The 19,560-nt window shown below is 68.5% G+C and carries 10 protein-coding genes; 3 read left to right on the forward strand and 7 right to left on the reverse strand.

The genetic code is table 11. The features are described 5' to 3' along the window. The first annotated feature begins 2 nt into the window (after window positions 1-2). Window positions 3-10,886 (forward strand): hypothetical protein, encoded by a 10,884-nt coding sequence (locus LXB15_RS15045; RefSeq protein WP_233949214.1) that lies wholly within the window; start codon window positions 3-5, stop codon window positions 10,884-10,886. 123 nt (window positions 10,887-11,009) lie between these two features. Further along, a complete protein-coding gene (locus LXB15_RS15050) occupies window positions 11,010-11,858 on the forward strand; it encodes a TIGR01459 family HAD-type hydrolase (protein ID WP_233949215.1) in 849 nt (282 codons plus the stop codon). Between the two features lie 23 nt (window positions 11,859-11,881). On the opposite strand, the gene LXB15_RS15055 is transcribed toward LXB15_RS15050, so the two are convergent. The 5 genes from LXB15_RS15055 to LXB15_RS15075 form a co-directional block, all read right to left on the reverse strand. Then, entirely contained in the window at window positions 11,882-12,808 is a 927-nt protein-coding gene (locus LXB15_RS15055; RefSeq protein ID WP_233949216.1) for a hydroxymethylglutaryl-CoA lyase, read from the reverse strand. Continuing rightward, on the reverse strand, window positions 12,801-13,307 hold the full coding sequence (locus tag LXB15_RS15060) for a TRAP transporter small permease (RefSeq protein ID WP_233949217.1): 507 nt from the start codon (window positions 13,305-13,307) through the stop codon (window positions 12,801-12,803). Before LXB15_RS15060 ends, LXB15_RS15055 begins: the two co-directional genes overlap by 8 nt. Before the next feature lie 11 nt (window positions 13,308-13,318). Continuing rightward, window positions 13,319-14,356, reverse strand: coding sequence for a TRAP transporter substrate-binding protein (locus tag LXB15_RS15065; protein ID WP_233949218.1), 1,038 nt, complete (start codon window positions 14,354-14,356; stop codon window positions 13,319-13,321). A 22-nt stretch (window positions 14,357-14,378) separates the two neighbouring features. Further along, window positions 14,379-15,677 (reverse strand): TRAP transporter large permease, encoded by a 1,299-nt coding sequence (locus LXB15_RS15070; protein ID WP_233949219.1) that lies wholly within the window; start codon window positions 15,675-15,677, stop codon window positions 14,379-14,381. Window positions 15,678-15,824: 147 nt separating this feature from the next. Then, window positions 15,825-17,015, reverse strand: a complete 1,191-nt coding sequence (locus LXB15_RS15075; RefSeq protein ID WP_233949220.1) for a CaiB/BaiF CoA-transferase family protein — start codon at window positions 17,013-17,015, stop codon at window positions 15,825-15,827. A 207-nt stretch (window positions 17,016-17,222) separates the two neighbouring features. Here LXB15_RS15075 and LXB15_RS15080 point away from each other — a divergent pair, with 207 nt between their 5' ends. Beyond that, window positions 17,223-17,894, forward strand: coding sequence for a GntR family transcriptional regulator (locus LXB15_RS15080; protein WP_233949221.1), 672 nt, complete (start codon window positions 17,223-17,225; stop codon window positions 17,892-17,894). A 60-nt stretch (window positions 17,895-17,954) separates the two neighbouring features. On the opposite strand, the gene LXB15_RS15085 is transcribed toward LXB15_RS15080, so the two are convergent. Together LXB15_RS15085 and LXB15_RS15090 are read right to left on the reverse strand one after the other, a co-directional pair. Beyond that, a complete protein-coding gene (locus LXB15_RS15085; RefSeq protein ID WP_233949222.1) occupies window positions 17,955-18,383 on the reverse strand; it encodes a hypothetical protein in 429 nt (142 codons plus the stop codon). A gap of 229 nt (window positions 18,384-18,612) precedes the next feature. Next, window positions 18,613-19,497 carry an aldose 1-epimerase family protein gene (locus tag LXB15_RS15090; RefSeq protein ID WP_233949223.1) on the reverse strand — a complete coding sequence of 295 codons (885 nt, stop codon included), beginning with the start codon at window positions 19,495-19,497 and terminating at the stop codon, window positions 18,613-18,615. Between the last annotated feature and the right edge of the window lie 63 nt (window positions 19,498-19,560).

The following is a 19,560-nucleotide window of genomic DNA, read 5'->3' on the forward strand; positions in this document are numbered from 1 at the left end:
CCATGGCCGACCCAGCCGTACAAACGCTCCGCGATGCCTTCGCCGGCGCGCCGGCCGGCCCGGTCGTGGTCAACGCCGCCTTCTTCACCGCCGCCGGCCTGACGCCGCCGCCGGATTTCGACGCCGCGATCAAGGCGGCCTACCGGCTGCCGGACGACAGCGCCGGGCTTTCCATCGACTACGACCGCAGCACCGTGGGCGCCGTCAGCAACGACCGCTTCGCGATTCCTGCGGTGACCCTGACATTCCTGGCGGCGCCGCCGGACAAGACGTCGGCCTCGCTCTACGGGGCGGCCGGAACGGCGACCACTCCCTTGCTGGCCATCGACGTCGTACCCGCCGACTGGCAGCTCGCCGACCAGTTTCCCGGCATGGACCCGGCCGGCTGGCCGTTCAACTATGTCCGGTTCGACCAGCAGCGCTTCCTGTTCGCCAGCGCCGCGCAGAGTTTTGCCTCCGCGCCGCTGGGGACGACGCTGGCGCTGAGCGCCGGGCAGAATCTCTACGGCGTCCTCGCTGTGCCGGCGGCGGCCGTTCCGCTCTTCGCGGTGGTCGAAGGCCTCGGGGCGGCGCCGCCGAACCTTGTCGCCTGCGGCCCGGTCAGCCTCGACAAGGTCGACAACGCCGAGATCCTATATCCCGACATGGACATCGCGGCGCCGATCCCCACCGGCGGCGACCTCAAGCTGTTCTTCCTGGAGGTGGTCAACCCGCATCTCGGCTTCGTCATCGAGACCGCCACCGATACCGAAGACGAGGACGGCACGCTGCTGCTCGACGCCAACGGCGCGCCGACCACGATGACGTTCCAGACGCCGTATTTCTATTTCGGCGTCGAGATCGACGTCATCGGCACGGACGGCCAGAAACTGAAGCTGGCGTTTCGGGCGATGATCGCCGACGACACGTCGGGCTACAGTTTCACCATCGGGCCGGCCGACCCGAAGCACCCGATCACGCCGCAGGCCGTCGCGGCGCTGATGGTCGGCAACAGCTATTTCTCCTCCGTGCCCGCCTCGCTGCAGCAATATCTCGCGGCTGTGCAGATGCAGGGCTTCACGCTCGTCGGGCCGCTCAAGCCGAAGCCGGGGGTCAGCAGCGTCACGACGATGCTGGGCAGCGTGCAGGGCCAGCCGATCAAGTTCTTCGACGATCCGACCACCGGCGCGGCCTTCGAGATCGACGCGTTCTCCCTCGTCTGGACGATCAACGATCCGCTGGGCAGCATCAGTTTCTATGCGCGCTTCGAGGCGACGTTCAAGCTGTTCCCGACGGTGTTCAAGACCAAGGACGGCAAGCCCGGCGGCCTGTTCGAGATCGCCATCGACAGCAATCTCGACTTCGAGGGCAGCTTCACCGGTTCGGTGACCCTCAACGATGCGATTACTGCCATTACCCAGGGCGCGATCGGTCTGCCGGACGGCGTCTCCATCGCGTTCTCCGACATCCATCTCGCCGTCAGCCCGAGCCGCAAGACCTATTCGCTCGGCTTCCAGGTGGATGCCTTTGTCGACGTGCCGTTCATCCAGCACACCGACCCGGCGAACGGCGACACCAAGCCGCTCATCCAGATCACCGGGCTGGTCTTCGACCTCAACGCTTCGACGCCGAACCGGCCGGACGGCCAGGCCGGCAAGACGGTCTATGCCGGCTCGATGGACGGTCAGATCGTCGTCGGCCCGGTCGCAGCCCATGTGCGGGTCGACTATGACGGCAAGGCGGAGACCCCGGCCTGGACGCTAGACGCCTCGCTGGCGCAGCCCCTGAGCCTGTCGGACCTGATCTCCACGTTCTTCCGAGCCTACGACCTGCCGGACTTCCTGCCGGGCGACCTCACCATCGAGGCGCTGTCGGTGAACGCGACGATCCCGGTCGCCTCCAAGAGCCTGGCACTGAGCGCCGCCCGGGCACCGGCGACGCGGCCGGCACGCAGGCTGGCCTCCGCCCACCAGGGGATCGGCTGGCGCAGCCCTGTCCGGCCCGTCGATTCCCGGGTGACGATGCGTCGTAACTACGAGCCCTCCGGTCGGCTGACGCTGCTGCAGGTCGATCCACCAGCCGCTACCAAACCGGCTTACAAGATTGCGACGAAGATCCGCTGGGTCTTCGACCTGACCCCCGACATTCCGGTCGACATCCTGGCCGAACTGGGTCTCGACTACGACGGAAACCGCAAGGCCGGCGAGGAATTCGCCGGATCGGCGATCGGCACGATCGACATCGCCAATATCGGGCCGGTGCAGATCGGCTACAGTTTCAGCCCGCCGGTCACCGCCGACGGCGCGCCAGACCTTTCCGCCCTCGCCCTCACGTCGAGCCACGACGCGCTGCTCGCCCCCGGCGCCTTCGCCACCAACAGCACGCTGTGGATGAGCTGGAAGGGCTTTCGCGCCGAGTACGGCTTCCAGACCAAGACCGTGACGTTCTCGCTGTCCGGCTGGACCGTCGGCGGCCTGATCACCGCGCTGGTCGAGATGATCGGCGATCCCTACTTCACCCTGCCCTCGCCCTGGGACATCCTCAACCAGATCTCGCTCGACGGCTTCTCGATCGCCATCGACCTGTCGCCGGGGGTGACGAACCGCGTCACCGCCAAGTACAAGCTGCCCTCGCCCATCGATCTCGGCATCCTGAAGATCAACGGCCTGCAGTTCCTGCAGGTGAACGGCAAGGTCCAGCTCGCCATCGACGGGTCGACCATCATCCCGAGCGCCAAGGACTCGCCGCTGTTCGACCCGTCCAAGGGCGGAGAGGACGTCAAGAAGATGCCGACGGTACCGGGCCGCGGCAACGCCTATTTCGACCTCAAGCTGCTGGCTCTCGGCCAGCGGATCAAGATCTACGATTCCGGCAGCTTCGACTCGACGCAGGCGGTCATCAAGGCGCTGTCAGCCGTTCCGCCGTCGACCGGCGGCGACATGCCGTTCGATCCGACGCAGAAGGTGAAGGGCCAGCCCTATTACGACGCTTCGTCGAACTGGCTGGGGGCGCTGCATCTCGGCCTGCTGCGGATCGGCGACACGTCGGTCTATTCCTTCGACTGCATGATCGTCTTCAACGACCCGGACCTCTACGGCCTGCGGATCGCGCTGAACGGCGACAAGGTGAAGGTGCTGGCGGGGCTCGCCATCGACGTCCTCTACAAGAAGATCACCGACGACATCGGCTGCTACCAGATCGAGTTCACGCTGCCGAGCGCGCTGCGCAACCTCGATTTCGGCGCCGTGTCGGTGACCCTGCCGAGCATCGGCCTGCAGATCTACACCAACGGCGATTTCCTGGTGGATTTCGGCTTCCCCTACAACATGGACTTCTCGCGGTCCTTCACGGTGCAGGGGATCATCTACGGCGTGCCGGTGCTGGGCTCGGGCGGGTTCTATTTCGGCAAGCTCTCCAACGCCACCGCGCCCGGCCTGCCGCCGACGACGCAGGGCACGTTCCACCCGGTGATCGTCTTCGGCCTCGGCGCCCAGCTCGGCATCGGCCGGACCATCGACAAGGGCATATTGAAGGCCGGCTTCTCGATCACCGTCTTCGGCATCATCGAGGGCACGATTGCCGCCTGGCACCCGTTCGACGCGGGCAACACCGGCAGTGCCAACGAGGTCCAAGGCGACTACTACTTCAAGATTTCCGGCACGTTCGGCATCATCGGCAAGCTGTTCGGGTCGGTCGATTTCGTCGTCATCAAGGCCGATGTCAGCCTGACCGTCATCGTCTACGCCAAGATCTCCTACGAATCCTACCGCAAGATCCCGCTGGTGCTGTCGGCTTCGGTGCAGGTCAGCGTCTCGATCTCGATCGATCTCGGGCTGTTCTCGATCAAGATCAGCTTCTCCTTCTCCGCCTCGATCACCGAGGAACTGACCATCGGCTCCGACGGCAAGGCGCCTTGGGACGACCCGCATTCGGCGCTCGCCGCGACGGCGCTGCTCGGACGCGACGGCGCACTCGCGATTCAGCGTGCCCGGCCGCTGCCGCGCACGCTGTTCGAACTCGGGATCACCGGCCGGCCGCTCAGCCTCGACTTCGCCCGGCCCCATGCGCTGCTGCGCGCCGCTCCGAAGGCCGCGCCGGCGGCGATCAACCTGACGGCGCTGACGCAGTTCACCGTCCTCGCCGCCGAGGGCGCCGACTACAGCCAGCAGGAAGCCGCGCTCGTCCTGCTCTTCGCCATGGACGCCCCGACCGCCGACGGCAAGGCCGGCGACGGCGCCGACACGTCCTTCGGCCGGCTGTGCGCCGCGCTGCTGCCATGGATCATCGCCAGCGTCGCCGTCGAAATCGACGTCCCGCTGCTGGCGCCCGGCGGCGGCACCGTGTCCCGGCCACTGCTGGAAGGCATTCTTGGAACGCTGGCCGATCCGTCGAAGGCACCATTCGACGCGGATCAGCTGATGGCGTTCCTGGCAGCCAACTTCACCGTCACGGTCACCGCGGCGGACAAGACGCTCGACCAGGAGCGGCGTGACTCGCTCGATGCCGGCACCACGATCTTCCCGGCCCTCGCCTGCCTGTCGATGACCGTCCCGGACCCTGCGGCGACGAGCGGCGACACGACCATCGCCTACGATTCCTATGTCACCGCGACCGCGGCCTACCAGGCGGAACTGCGCAAGATCTTCAATTCCATCGCCGCGAACGTCCAGTCCGAGTCCGGCTCGCCGGCGCAGAGCCTTGCCGCGACAGCCGACGATCCGGCGCCCATGGCCGCCTCCGTCTTCACCGACTATTTCATCCTGCTCGCCCGCCAGCTGGTGCAGAGCGGCATCGACAGTTTCGACGACTATCCCTACCCGCTGACCCCCACCACCAGCCTGCAGACAATCGTCGACTGGGCGAACGCGCTGGCGGCGGGCCAGCTGACGGCCCTCGATCTCGTCAACGCCAATCTCGCCTACCCGCTGGCGCCAAACCTGACGCTGCGCTTTGCCGACATCGACTACATGGTGCAGACCGGCGACACGCTGGCGACCGTCGCGGCGCGCTACAACGACCCGGCCGTGCCGGGAAGCACCGACGCGGCCGGCCTGGTCGTCGCCAACGCGGCCCGGACCAATCTCCTCGTCGTCGGGACCACCGTCGAGATCGTCGTCGATGGCGTCACCCACAGCCACGTCATCGCGGTCGGCGACGGGTTTGCCCAGCTGGCCGCCGGCCTCGACGTGACGCTCGACGTGCTTTCGTCGCAGACCGGGCTCTACACGATGACCGGCCTGCTTGCGCCGGGCATCGTCATGACCATCCCCGACGTCACCGCGACCAGCGCCGCGGGCGACACGATCGGCGGGCTGATCGCGCGGCTCGCCGTGCCCGCCGCGAGTTTCCTCACGCCGGCGAACTACGCGCTGCCCGGGCTGTTCACGGTCGATCGGACGCTGCGCTTCGCGGTGCCGTCGCTGCTCACACTGCCCGATACGGCGCTGTGGCCGGCGATCCTGGCCACCGGCACGCTCGGCCAGACCGCCGGGATGAGCGCCCGCTACATGATGCACGGCATGCGCCTGCCGGTGGAGACCGGCCTCGCGTTGCCCTCGAACTTCTTCTACGGCCCGCCGCACTGGACGGCGACGCAGAGCGGCTACGGCGCCTACCAGCTGACCGGGCAGCAATTCCCGCTGGCCGATCGCACCGGCGCATACGACATCTCGCTGGCGCGGCCGGTCTCCGAAGCGTTCGACTGGCTGAAGCTCGGCACCGGCACGAGCCTCACCTGGGACATCTCCGCCCAGACCAGCCTGCTTGCCCAGGTTCTCGCCTCGGCGCAGAAGCAGGGCTACCACCCGTCGATCCCGCTGCTGGAAGCCGAGCCGGCGACCGTGCTGGCGCCGCGCCGCTACGGCATGGCGACGCATGCGACCTGGACGACCTCGGACGCCGCGCGGCTGGCGTCGGTCACCCACCCGCCGGCGCTGCGTGCCGCCGCCTTTGCCGCCGCGGGGGAGGCGCCGCAGGCCAAGCCGCTGCTGTTCGGCCTGTCGGGCGCTCTGCTCAGCGCGGTCGAGGCGGCCCAGGCATCGCTCGCCGGCAGCATCGGGACGGTCAAGGACCTCGCGCCCTATCTGCCGATCCTCGCCCCCTCCGCCAGCAGCACCGATCCGGCGACGCGCAAGACGGTCTCCACCGACATCGACGCCTACTGCCTGGCGACCCGCGTCGACTTCCGGATCAAGCGGCTCGCCCAGGATGCCGATCTCGCGCCCGAGCGGCCGGATGCCAATGCGATCGTGCCGCCGGGGCCCGGCAATCCCGGCTCGCCGGCCCGGCCGCTGGCGCCCTTCGCCTACGAGATCATCGGGCCGAGCCCGAGCGACGCGGTGCTGCTCGAGCGGCTGCTGACCGCGATGGCCAGCGAGGGCGAGAGCCTCGTCAGCGGCCTGTTCCTGCTCTACGGCGACGTCAACAGCGGCGCCTCGGGCCTGACCAGCCGGGCGGAGAGCGAGTTCCTCTCCTTCATCGTCCAGTCGAACCTGTCGACCGAGACCAACCCGCCGCCCGCGGCGGCGATGATGCTGGCCGTCGGCGACACGCTGCCGACCGGCATCGTCAACAAGACCGCCGAGTTCATCAAGCTGCTCTGGGAGCTGAGCACGGTGAATTCCGGCGGCACCTATCTGTTCTACCAGATGCTGGCCGACGGCACCGGCCTGCCGGCGTCGCTGTTCGACACCAGCGGCGTCGCCACGCTGACGCTGGTCGCCACCATCTCGCGCACCGGCCTTGCCGGAACGGTCGGGGCGCCGGCCAAGGGCGCGCGCCTGTTCAATGCCGTCAACGCGCTGGTCACCACCGCGCCGATCGACCCGGCCAGCGCCATCGTCGAACTGACCGGCGTCAGCGCCCCGGTCGCCAGCCTGCCGCTGCCCGCCGGCTCGACGCTTGCCGGGCTGGCCGCCCTCTACGGTGTCGATATCGGCGGGATCGTCGCCAGCAACGGCGACGCGCCGCTTGTGGCCGGCCGCCAGATCCCGATCTCCGGGCTCTACCACCAGCTGCTGCCGGCCGATGTCGGGACCGGCAAGGACCCGCTGGCGGCGCTCGCGGCCTATTATTCCGTCGGCGTGACGCCGCCGCTCAGCGCCGGCGATATCGCCAACCACAATCCCGGCGTGCCGGTGGAGGCCCTCGCGGTGTTCCGCATTCCGGACTTCGTCTATGCGGTCGGCGCGACGGGGCCCGGCAGCAGCTTCAACGCCATGGCGGCCTACTACCAGGCCAGCGCCACGGCGCTCGGCCATGCCGCCCGCGACGTCGCCGACCTCTTCGCCGGTCCGACGGTGACGATCGACCCGGTCGCGCAGGATGCGACGCCCAGCCTCGGCAACGGCAATGCCGGGCTGACGGTCGAGCGCGAGCGCGGCTCGCCCCCGGTCTCGCCGCCGACCGATATCGACGCCTATACGCGGGCGACGCTGCTGCAGCTCTACCAGCTGCTGTCGGCGGGGGTGTCGGCCAACGCCTTCTTCGCCGCCAGCGTCGACAGCGCGCCGTTCGGCCCGAAGGACCCGCCGCCGCCCGAGACCGGCCCGGCGAAAGGTACGCGGCTGCTGGCGGCAAGCGTCGCGGCGCCGGACGCCGACCAGCCCTATCTCTACGACCAGGCGATCGGCTTCACCAACGCCTCGCCGATCAACCCGGCGCCGGCACCGAAATCGGCCGGCCTGCCCCCGGCTTCGGCAAACCCCTATGTCGGCATCGGCGGCATCCTGCAGTTCCGGCTTGCCTGGCAGGACCTCTTCGGCAACCGCACGCCCTCGCCCTTCAGCCGGCCGCAGAGCAGCGACAGCCCGCCCTTCGGCGAGGTTCCGGCGCCGATCCTCTATGCCGACCGGCCGATGCCGCTCGACCAGTGGCCGAGCACCACGCGGGCCTACCGCTACGGGGGCACGGAAGGGGCGCCCAGCCTCTCGATCCTGTTGAAGTTCGACCCGACGCCCTACCAGCCGTCGACGAGCGAATCCCGGGCCCATCTCGATGCCACCCGCTTCGGCGACACGATGCCGGTCTGGCAGCGCAATGCCGTTGCCGATCTCGGCAAGTTCCAGCTGGTCTATTTCCAGCTCAACCAGAACTATGATGCGCTGAACATTCCCGGGCTTTCCGGCCCGGCGATCACCCTGTCGCTGGTCAACTCGCTGCTCGCCCAGCCGGAGTCGGCGCTGCCGGATGCGGCGCGGGACGAGATCCTCGCCTATGTGGACGCGGCGGTGATCTATCTTGCCGCCCGCGCCGCCGGCAACGCCGCGACCCCGCCCGCCGACGTGACGATCTCGCTGCCGATCGCCCTCTCCGCTCTCGCCACCGACAGCGACATCATCCGGCTCGAACTGGCGATCCGCCTGACCCGCCAGAGCCGGCTGGTCGACCCGATCCTGCGCGGGCTGGCCGACGGCCTCACCGCCGTCTCCACCATCCCCGTCGACGGCACGCTCCCCGCGCCGCCGACGGAAGACGACGATCCGACCGCGGCGGCGGGGGACGCGCCGCTCTACCCGGTGGGACTCGCCCAGTTCGCCAAGGACTTCGAGACCGCCTTCGCCACGGACGACTGGCAGATGCGGATCGGCACCAGCGCCGCCGACCCGAGCACGCCGAGCAATCTGCGCTCGCCGACCGTCTGGGCGGTCCGCATGGCCGTCTATAAGGGCTCGGCGCCCCAGGGCATCGGCTTCGTCATCGGCAACGATCCGCGCTATTTCGCGCCGCTGCCGATCGCCAGCAGCCTGCAGACGCTCACCGTCGACGTGAATTCCTATGCGAGCGGCAAGCCCTATCCGGACGGCGCACCGGTCGCCACGACCTTCACCAGCGTCGACCCGAATGTCTGGCTGGCGGAAAGCCTCACCGCGATCGACGACATCCTCACCGCCAGCTATTCGACGCCGCTCTTCCTGCTGGACCGGCTGCTGAAGCTCGACCAGATGCCGGTGCCCGACGACGCCAGCGCCGCCGAGGCAGAAACCTTCGGCTATCTCCCGCGCATGCTCGCTCACAAGCAGAAGCTGGCGTCCGCCATCGCCTCGACCGCCACGTCGGTGCTCGACCAGCCGGACGCCGGCCTGAAGCCGGCGGCGAAGGCGAAGCTCGAGCAGGCGCTGCTGCGACGCCTCGGCAATGCCACCTCGCTGACCTGCGTCGCGGTGCTGCCGGTGACGCAGGCGCATTACGGGCAGAAGCTGCCTGGAGGCGCTCCCGCACCGCGCTTCTATGGCCAGCCGCAGGGCGCGCTGCCGGACGGCGAGACCACCGGCTCCAACAGCAATTTCTCGCTCTCCACCGCCAAGATCCCGCTCAACCCGGCGACGGGCGACGACAGCAGCAACCTTGCCTTCCTGGTGACGTCGCGCTCGGCCGAGTCCCAGGCCTATGTGTCGCTCGATCTCGAATTCGCCCTGTCGCATCTGGAGCACGACATTCGCGGCGTGCCGGGCATCGAGAAATACGAACAGTCGCGCTGGATCAGCTTCCTCACCGGCCCCTTCCTTGAATCGATCACCCCGAAGACCGGAAAGCACTTCGACATTCCCGTGGCGTTGCGGGCGCTGCCGACGCCGGCGACGGTAGTGGCCCAGACCGGCACGCCGCATGCGCAGGATCCGACGACCGTTCCGCCCGGCGAGCTGAAGATCTGGGACTACGGCTTCAGCTACCTGCTGAACCAGGCCGCGCAGGATTCCGTCATGGCCGAGGTGGTGTTCAACCAGCCCTCGGGCGACCAGTTGAAGGACTCCGATCCGACGCCCGCGGCGCTGTATGCGGCGTTGGCGCAGTTCAGCGCGGTCTATCCCGCCATCGCGCGCGATATCGAGACGTATCTGCGGCCGCTCGACGGCCGCAGCGAAGCCGGCTCGGCGGACGCCGTTGCGGCGGCGTTTGCGGTAGCGGCGCTGGAAGCGGTGACCGCCGACGTCACCACGGCCTACGACAACTGGGCGAAGGCGCAGATGCTCGCCGCCTTCGCCGGCGCGCCGCCGCCGCAGGTCGCTTACCGGTTCGAGATCGTGCTGGAGCCGGAGTCCTCCGCGGCGCCGCAGGCCGCCGGCACCGAGCCGGAGGCGCGGGTGAAGATCCGGCCGCAATCCTTCCTCCTCGCCGGGAAGCCGGCGGGCAATTTCCTGCCGCTCGCGACCATGCTGATCGACCCCGACAATTACGATCCCGACCTGGTGGACTCCGATCCCGCCACCGGCGCGGCCACCTGGCGGTATCTGCGCAAGCAGCACCCGAAGGACCCGAAAGTGCCGGCCGTCCTTCCCTACGAGACCGCGCGCCTGAACGCGGCGCGCGAGATCCGCTTCGAGGGTCTCGATCTGTTCGCCCTGCAGAGCGGCTGGGCCTCCGTCGAGGTGCTGCGCAACCGTCACCTGTCGCCTGACCTCACGGTCGGCACGACCCCGCAGTTCGAGTTCGCCACCGCGGCCTCGCGCTTCGCCGACCCGCTGGTGCCGCTGCTCGACGTTGCGGCCTATGCGCTGGACAAGTCGGCGACGCCGCCCGCCAGCGTCGGCGACTTCCTCACCGGCTTCTTCGGCGCGTTGCTGCCGCCGGCGGCAGGGGTTCCCTTCACCGAACCGGTGCTGGTGAAGATCGAGACCCGCTACGGCTACAGCCTGGTGCCCGCCGCGACCGGCATCGCGGTGCCGCTCACCGTCCTGCCGGTGAGCCTGCTGGCGCCGACCAGCACCGACGGCTCGTCCACGCCGGCCTTCGTCGGCGAGGTGGGCGCGTTCGCCCAAAGCTGGTTCGAGGGGACACAGCCGGTGACAGCGCCGCCGGCCGGCTTCGACTTCAACGTGACGGTCTTCTCGGGGGCCGGCGGCAGCACCCTGCCCCTCCTGCGCATCGAGCAGCTGACGCTGGCGGCGGGCAGCATCAAGAGTTCCTGAGCGGGGCGACAAATTTATTTGACACCGGCCGCGTCTCGCCTCCGCCGCCACTGTCGGCTACCGTCGCCCCGTCAGCAACGGCAGGCGACGCGGCAGCTTCTGCCCGGGCAGCAAAGGGCAGAGATGACACGCACGACAGAGGCCGAGGGCCTCCGCGCCATTGCAGATGACTACGACGCGTTCTTCCTCGACCAATTCGGCGTGGTCCATGACGGCACCAGCGCCTATGACGGGGCGGCGGATGCCGTCGCGGCACTCAGCGGGCTCGGCAAGAAGGTGATCTTCGTCACCAATTCCGGGCGGCCGGCGGCCTTCAACGAGGCGCGGCTGGCGCGACTCGGCGTGCGGCGCGAAACCTATCTCGCCTGCATCACCTCGGGGGACGTCGCGATCCGGCTCTGCGAGGACGGCGTGTTTCCGCTGCCCGAGGATCGGCGCATACGGTGCCTGACGATCTCCAGCCTCGACGACTACAATTTGTCCGACCGCCTCGGCTGCGTGAGGACCGAAAGCGGCGCTGACGCCGACCTGCTGGTGATCGCCGGCAGCCAGGCCGACACGATCCCCATGGCCGATTACGAAGCGATGATGCGCCCCGCCGCGGCGCGCGGCGTCGCCTGCATCTGCACGAATCCGGACCGCCACATGCTGACGCCGTCGGGGCTGGTGCCGTCCGCCGGCGCCATCGCCGACCTCTATGCGGCGCTCGGCGGCCCGGTGACCTTCGTCGGCAAGCCGCATCCGGAAATCTACGAAGCCGCCCATGCGCTGATACCGGACGTCGAGAAGAAGCGCATCCTCTGCGTCGGCGACAGCATCGACCATGACATCGCCGGTGCCGTGGGGTTCGGCGCCGCCGCGGCGCTGGTGCGCACCGGCATCCTGGCCGATATCGAGAGGGCGGAGGTCGACGCGCGGCTGACTTCCGCCGGTGTCAGGGCCGACTACCTGCTGCCGGCGCTGCGCTGGTGACGCGCCCGGAGCGGTAGGGCCGCTTACGCCGCCGCCCGAGCCCGCGGCACGGCGCGCAGATGGCCGCCGGTCCTCGCGTCCGGCAGCGCCGCGATGCGATCGGCCGCTTCGAGCAGCTTCGCCCTGTCGATGCCGGTGCGGATGCCGCCCTCGGCGAAGGCGAAGTCGAGATCCTCGGTGGCGGTGTTGCCGGTGGCGCCGGGCGCGAAGGGACAGCCGCCGAGGCCCGCCGCCGCGCCCTCGATGACGCGAACGCCAGCTTCGTAGGCGAAGAGCGCGTTGGCGACGCCCATGCCGAACGTGTCGTGGCCGTGGAACGCCCAGGCGGTGTCCGGCGACATCCGCATCATCGCGGCGAACCGGTTGCGGACGTTGAGCGGATCGGCCCGGCCGGTGGTGTCGCACAGCGCGAATTCCGCCGCCGGCGCGATCGCGAGCGCCTCGGCGAAGACACGGGCGACATCGTCCATCGGCACGGTGCCGGTGAACGGGCAGTCGAAGCTGGTGCCGAGATCGACCCTGAGGCGAAGTCCCGGCGTGCCCGCGGTCGCGGCGACGATCGCCCGCAGCTGGTCGAGCGACTGCGCCACCGTCTGGCGGACATTGTTGAGATTGTGCGCTTCGGAGACCGAAACGACGAAGACGAGATCGGCATAGCCATGCTGCAGGGCGAGTTCGGCGCCGCGCGCATTGGGCACCAGCACGGCAAGCCGCGCGCCGGCGCGGCCGCGAAAATGCGCCGCGATCTCGGCCATGTCGGCCATTTGCGGAATCGACTTCGGGCTGACGAAGGAGCCGAGCTCCATGCGGGTGATGCCGGCATCGAGCAATGCCTCGATGACCGCGATCTTTTCTGCCGTCGGCAAAGGCTCGGCGATCGACTGGAAGCCGTCGCGCGGCGCGACCTCGACGATCTCCACCGACGCCGCCATGGCCGCCGCCTCAGACATGGTCGGCGCCGCCGACGCCCACCGGTTGCTCCCGGAACATGTTGAGGAGGAACTGCAGCCCCAGCGCACCGAAACCGATCGGCAGCATGGCGTAGGGTATCCACATCGGGGTGCCGAACGCGCTCGAGACGCGTTCGCCATAGCTCCAGGCATCGTGCGCCATCAGGTAGCCGCGCCAGGTGAGGATGCCGCAGAAGGCGGCCCCGGTCAGGCCGACGAGCACCGCCACCGCCCGCCGGCCAGCCTCGCCGAACCCTTCGGTCAGGAAGGTGATGCCGATATGCTCGCCGCGCCGCTCCACGTCCGCCGCCGTCATGATCGCCACGTAGACGAGCAGGAAGCTGTTGACCTCGAGGCTCCAGGACGTCGGCGAGGCAAAAGCGTAGCGCATCGTCGCGTCGTAGGTGATCGTCAGGACCATCGAGGCGAGGATGACCTGCCCGATGATCTGCAGGAACCGCGAGAACTGGTCGACGATCCGGATCGGTACGGCGAGCATCAGGGTTTCTCCTAGGCGTCCTGGCCCAGCGCAAGGGCGATCGCCCGCTCGCCGACCTCGGTACCGACCTCTTCCATCCAACTGGTGCGGACATTGGCGCTGACCTCGGCGAAGCGGGCCAGTTCCTCCTCGGTGGGGTCGATCACCTCGATGCCCTGCTCGACGAAGGCCGGCCAGTACTGCTTCTCGAAATAGTCGACATTGGCAGCGCGCGCGCTGTTCTCGTCGAACCACTCGGCGCCCGCCATGAAGGCGTTGCGGACCGGCTCGTCGAGGGCTTCCCAGCGATCGGTCTGGACGAAGATGCCGATCGAGAACGCCGTCACCGGCAGGCGGTAGACGTGCTTGGCCTGCTCCTGGATGCTGCGGCCGTTGATCGTCGAGATGTTCGCCACCGCGGCATCGATCGTGCCGCGCTGCAGCGCGAGATAGAGCTCCGAGGATGGAATGCGGACGGCGCCGCCGCCGAAATCCTCGATCGCCTTGGTGGCTTCGAAGGAGACCACGCGGATCCGCTTGCCGCGAATGTCATCGAGATTGCGAACCGGCGATGCATCGGTGCTCCAGATATACTCCGGCTCCAGCAGGCCGCCGCCGAGCGACAGCACGGTCAGGCCGTTCTTCTTCAGCTCGTCCTGGACCAGCTGGAACAGCGGCGTGCCGCGCTTCATCCGGTCGGGATTCTCGAACAGCGGGCCGACGACGCCCGGCAGGCCGGTGATGCCTAGGATCGGCAGCGAGCGGGTGATGTAGGAGGTGGTGTGGAACATGAAGTCGATATTGCCGGACCGCAGCGCCGGCAGTTGCTCGTCGGCCGACAGGAGCCGCCCGGAGTCGTAGAAGTCGATCGCCACCGCGTCGGCGTGCTTCTCGTTGACGAAGTCGACGAAGCCCTGCGAGCCGTAGGCGAGATCGGCATAGGACGGCGGCAGGTAGGTGACGCCGGTCAGCTTCTCCTGCGCCGCGGCCGAGCGCATCGAGAGGCCGAGAGCCGAGCCGGCCGCGAGCGCGCCGGTGGCGGTGAGAAAGGTGCGTCTGTCGATGGTCATGGTGGTTTCCTCCTCTTGATTGTTACTTGAGCAGATTGGGCAGCCAAAGGGCCAGCGACGGGAACAGCACGAAGATCATCAGCATCACGAACTGCACCCCCACGAAGGGGACGACGCTGCGGATGATCTCCTCGATCTTCAGCACCGGCGCGACCGCCCGCAGCGTGTAGAGATTGAGGCCGACCGGCGGGGTGACCACCGCGATCTCGAGATTCATCACAAGGATGATGCCGAACCAGAGCGGGTCGTAGCCGAGCGCGGTGATCAGCGGCAGAAGGATCGGCGTCGTCACCACGATGAGCGACACGGCGTCGACCAGCATGCCGAGGCCGACCAGCACCAGCATGATCAGCAAAAGGATCAGCTCGGGCGGCAGGTCGGTCCCGACCAGAAGCCCGGAAATCGCATCGGGCACCCGCACGAGGTTGAGATAGTCGCCAAAGATCCGCGCGCAGCCCATGATCAGCAGGATGGCGCCGGATATCCGGACGCTCGACCCCAGCACCTTCAGCAGGCCCCTGCCGTCGAGGCTGCGGAAGACCACCGCCGCGATCAGAAAGGCGCCGAGCGCACCGAAGGCCGCCGCCTCGCTCGGCGTCGCGAAGCCGGAATAGATCGTGCCGAGCACCACCGCGATCAGGATCAGGGCATGCCAGATGCCGCCGATGGCGCGGAACCGGTCGCCCCAGCTGTAGTCGACGGCCGTCTGCAGCGGCGCCTCTTCCGGATGAAGCAGGGCGCGGATGTAGATGTAGACGCAGAGCGCCAGCGCGAGGGCAAGCCCCGGCACGATGCCGCCGATGAACAGATCCGCCACCGAGACGTTCGAGACCGCGCCGTAGATGATCAGCGGCACGCTCGGCGGGATCAGCATCGCGAGGGCGCCGGAACTGACGACGCTGCCGGCCGCAAGGCTGCGGCTGTAGCCGCGCTGCAGCATCTCCGGGATCGCGATCGAGCCGACGGCGGCGACGCCGGCGATCGAGACACCGCTGACGGCGCCGAAGATCGTCGAGGCGCCGACCGTGGCGATCGCCAGGCCGCCGCGGAGCCATTGCAGCCAGACCACCGCCGCATGGAACAGGTTCTTGCCGACGGGGGTCGCCGCCAGGAGGTTGCCCATCAGCACGAACAGCGGCAGGGCCAGCAATTCGAAACTGTTCAGCTGGCCGAACAGCGAGGTCGGGCCGAAGAAGAAGGCCATCGAGCCGCGGGCCATGTAGAGCCCGGTCAGTCCCGCGGCGCCCAGTGCCAGGAAGATCGGCGCGCCGAGGGCGATCAGCGCGAGAAGGATGATGACGACGATGACCGGTTCGATCATCGCGCGGGCTCCCGACCGATGGTCGCGGGGCTTTCGGTGCGTGGCAGGTCGCCGGCGCAAGATGCCGGTATGCGGTGCCGTTGGTGGTCCTGCCTGCTCACGTCGATCCTCCCGAATTCGCTTGCCGTGCCGCCTGTTGCGGCGCGGTCAGATGATGCCGTCGTCGCGAAGCCGCGTGATCCGGTCGTCGTCATAGTCGAGCCATTCCCGCAGCACGGCATCGGTGTGCTCGCCGAGCAGCGGCCCGGTGTGGCGAACCTCCCCCGGCGAGGCCGAGAGGCGGGGAAAGACGTTCTGCATCGCCGTCGGTCCGAGCCGCGCGTCGTCGACGCGCACGATCGACTCGCGGGCCTGGAAATGCGGGTCGTTCAGCATGTCGCGCGCCCGGTAGGTCAGCCCGGCCGGCACGCCCGCGGCGGCGAGCGCCTCGACCAGCCAGGCCGCCGTCCGGGTCGCCGTCCACTCGCCGACGATGCGGTCGATCTCGGCCTGGTTGCGGCCGCGCGCCTGGTGATTGGCAAAGCGCTCGTCTTCGGCCAGTTCCGGCTGCTCCATCAGCGCCGCGAGGCGCCGGAACAGGCTGTCCTGGTTGGCGCCGATGATGATCATGTCGCCGTCGGCGGTCGGATAGGCATTGGACGGCGCGATCCCCGGCAGGAAACTGCCGGAGCGCTCGCGCACGTGGCCGCCGCGGTCGTATTCGGTGATGACGCTTTCCATCACCGACAGCACGGCCTCGTAGATCGAGGCGTCGACCATCTGGCCTTCGCCGGTCTGGTGGCGGTGCTGGAGCGCCAGCAGCGCGCCCTGGAAGCCGCTCTGGCCGGCCAGCGTGTCGCCGATCGACAGCCCGACCCGCACCGGTGGCCGATCGGGGTAGCCGCCGAGATAGCGCAGCCCGCCCATCGCCTCGCAGACGGCGGCGAAGCCGGCCCGCTCCGCATAGGGCCCTGTCTGTCCGAAGCCGGTGACGCGGACCATGATCAGGCGGGGATTGATGGCGCGCAGGTCCTCGTAGCCAAGGCCCCACTCCTCCATGCGGCCGACGCGGAAATTCTCGACGATGATGTCGGTGCTTGTTGCGAGTTCCCGGACGATCGCCTGGGCCGCCGGCTTGCGCAGGTCGAGGGTCAGGGACTTCTTGTTGCGGGCGATGACCGGCCACCACAGCGGGTTGCCCTGCGCATCGGTGCGGCCCCACTGGCGCATCGAGTCGCCGCCCTGCGGCGGTTCGATCTTGACGACCTCGGCCCCGAAATCGGCAAGCAGCTGACCGCAGAACGGGCCGGCGATCAGCTGGCCCATTTCAAGCACGCGGATGCCCTCGAGTGGCCTCATGCCGGCTCTTCCTCCCTAAGGGCGCGAAAAGCGCCCTCGCCTCATAAGTCACGCCCTCCCGGCGCGGACGATCCCTGATGGCATCGTTCGCCTTAAGGCTAGACGTATTGTATCCAATTTGTCAAACTTCCGGCGACGATAAGGCGATTTCACTGCTATATTGCAGTGCAATGTATCCAATTCAGAAATGCGGTTCCGGGAGAATGCATGGCGGAGCGACGCGGGAGCGCCAAGGAACGGACCGTCGACCGGGTCTATGACAGCGTCCGGGAAGCCATCCTCGCCGGTGGGCATTCGGGCGAGGAGCGGCTGACCGAGGAGATGCTGGCGGAGCGCTACGGGGTCAGCCGGACACCGGTGCGCGCGGCGCTGCAGAAGCTGGAAAGCGACGGCTTCGTCGACATGATCCCGCGGGTCGGGGCTGTGGTGAAGCGCCGGACGCTGGCGGAGGTGGCGGAGATCTACGAGGTCCGGTCGCTGCTGGAGAGCCATGCGGCTGGGCTGGCAGCGACGCGGCGGCGGAACGAGGACGTCGACACGCTGAAGCGGCTGCAGGACGACATGGACCGTATTGGCGGCAACGGCGACGTCGAAGGGCTGTCGACGCTCAATCGGGACTTCCACACGGTCATCCTCGAGGCCAGCGGCAACCGCACGCTCCTCGGCTCGACGACGCGGCTGATGGAGATCGGCTTCCTCGTCCACACCTACGGCAATCTCGGCCGGCGGGACGTCGCGCGCAGCTTCACCGAGCACCGCAACCTGATCGAGGCGATCGGCTCGCGCGACGCAGAGTGGGCGACCAGCATCATGCGCGGCCACCTTCTCGGCACCCGCAACGCGCTGACCCAGATCATGAGCGACAGGCGGACAGGGTAGACGGTTCGCGCAAAAGCCACCGCGCCGCGCTGCCCGGGGGCGGCGCGGCACAGCGTAGGGTCATTTCTTGCGTGTGTAGGTCGTCGCGGCGACGACGGTGGAGTCGCCGGTATGGGAGTAGATCAGCTGCATCGTGCCGTCGTCGACGAGATCGCCCTCGATATAGCCGTCGGTATCGCGGGCGGTGATCGACTTTCCGTCGAAGCCGATCACGCCCATGAACGGCTCTTTGCTCTTCGCCGAGGTGATCGTGCCCCAGAAGCGGCGCCCGTCCTGGCCTTCGACTGCCATCGTGAACTCCATTTCGCTGAGACGCGGTCCGGCCTCGCCGTCCTCATGATGCGCAGCGCTGCCCATCAACACCGTCTCGCTGGTGCCGACCCAGTTTCCCTTGAGATCCGGCAAGGCGGCGGCGTCCTGCGCCGATGCCATACCGACGGGGGCCGCGACGACCAGCGTCACAACCATAGCGGCTAGGAATTTCTTCATGATGACCTCATCAGGCGAATGACTGGCCGTCGCCCGTTCGCCGTCGCCCGGCGGAGAAGTGCGGCAACAGCTTAATCACCGCAGACTTCGGGAGTCCAGCATCCTGTCCCGTCGAACGCCCGGCGTCAGGGGCTCGCGAGGATGCGACAGGCCGGTCACGGGTGGTCACATCAGCCCCCGTCGCGACGTCCAGGCGGGCTGAAACGAGGCCGCGTTGCCGGCAGCTGCCCTACGCGTCGATTTGCACGCTCCACGCGAAGTCGCGGGTCGCTCCGGGGGCCAGGACCAGCACGCCCGGCTTGTCGGCAAACTCGCCATCCCAGCCGACCGGGCTCGCCATCGAGAACCATGGCTCGATGCACAGGAACGGCGCGCCACCCGGCTTCGACCAGATGCCGAGGTCCTTGTAGCCCTCCCAAGCCACCGTCAGCACCCGGGCGTCGCTGCCGTCGCCGGCGCGGGCGACGAAGCGGACGCTGCGGCTGGCGACGCTTGGCATCACCAGCGCATCCCGCTCGAACAGCGCTTCCGCCAGGTTCAACGTCCTGCCGTCGAAGGGAAGCGGCTTGGCCGCTCCCAGCAGACCGCCCTCGACGGAAAGCGCCATGCCTGTCTCGGGCGTATCGAACTCGACGACGTGGTCGGTCTTGGCGACGCCGTCGACGAGCGGCCACCGGAACCCCGGATGCGCGCCGACGCCGCAGGGCAGCGGCGCGTCGCCCGGATTGGTGACGCTGCTCGTGACGGTGAGGGTCTTTGCGGCGACGGCGAACGTGACGTCCAGCGTGAACGGAAACGGATAGGCCGCCCGCGTTTCCGCGTCGTCCCGAAGGCGCAAAGTCGCACGTTCCGCCGTGCGCTCGATCCAGTCGAAGCGGCGGTCGCGTGCAAAGCCGTGCTGGCCGATCGGATAGTCGCGCCCCTGGTGGCGCAGCGTGTCGCCCGCGAGCTTTCCGACGATCGGAAACAGCACCGGCGCATGGCGCGGCCATTCGGGCCCGGCCTGCCAGAGCAGTTCCGTGCCCTCGGCGTCCCGCAGGCCGACGAGCTCGGCGCCATGGCTGCTGATCACCGCGCTGATGCCGCCGGCCGAGATCTCGTGCGTATCGCTCATCCTCCTGGCGCTGCCCCTGCTGGTGTCCCGATGCGGCACCGCAGGCCGCGGAATCGCGCCGTC

The organism is Aurantimonas sp. HBX-1, assembly GCF_021391535.1.
Lineage (GTDB): Bacteria > Pseudomonadota > Alphaproteobacteria > Rhizobiales > Rhizobiaceae > Aurantimonas.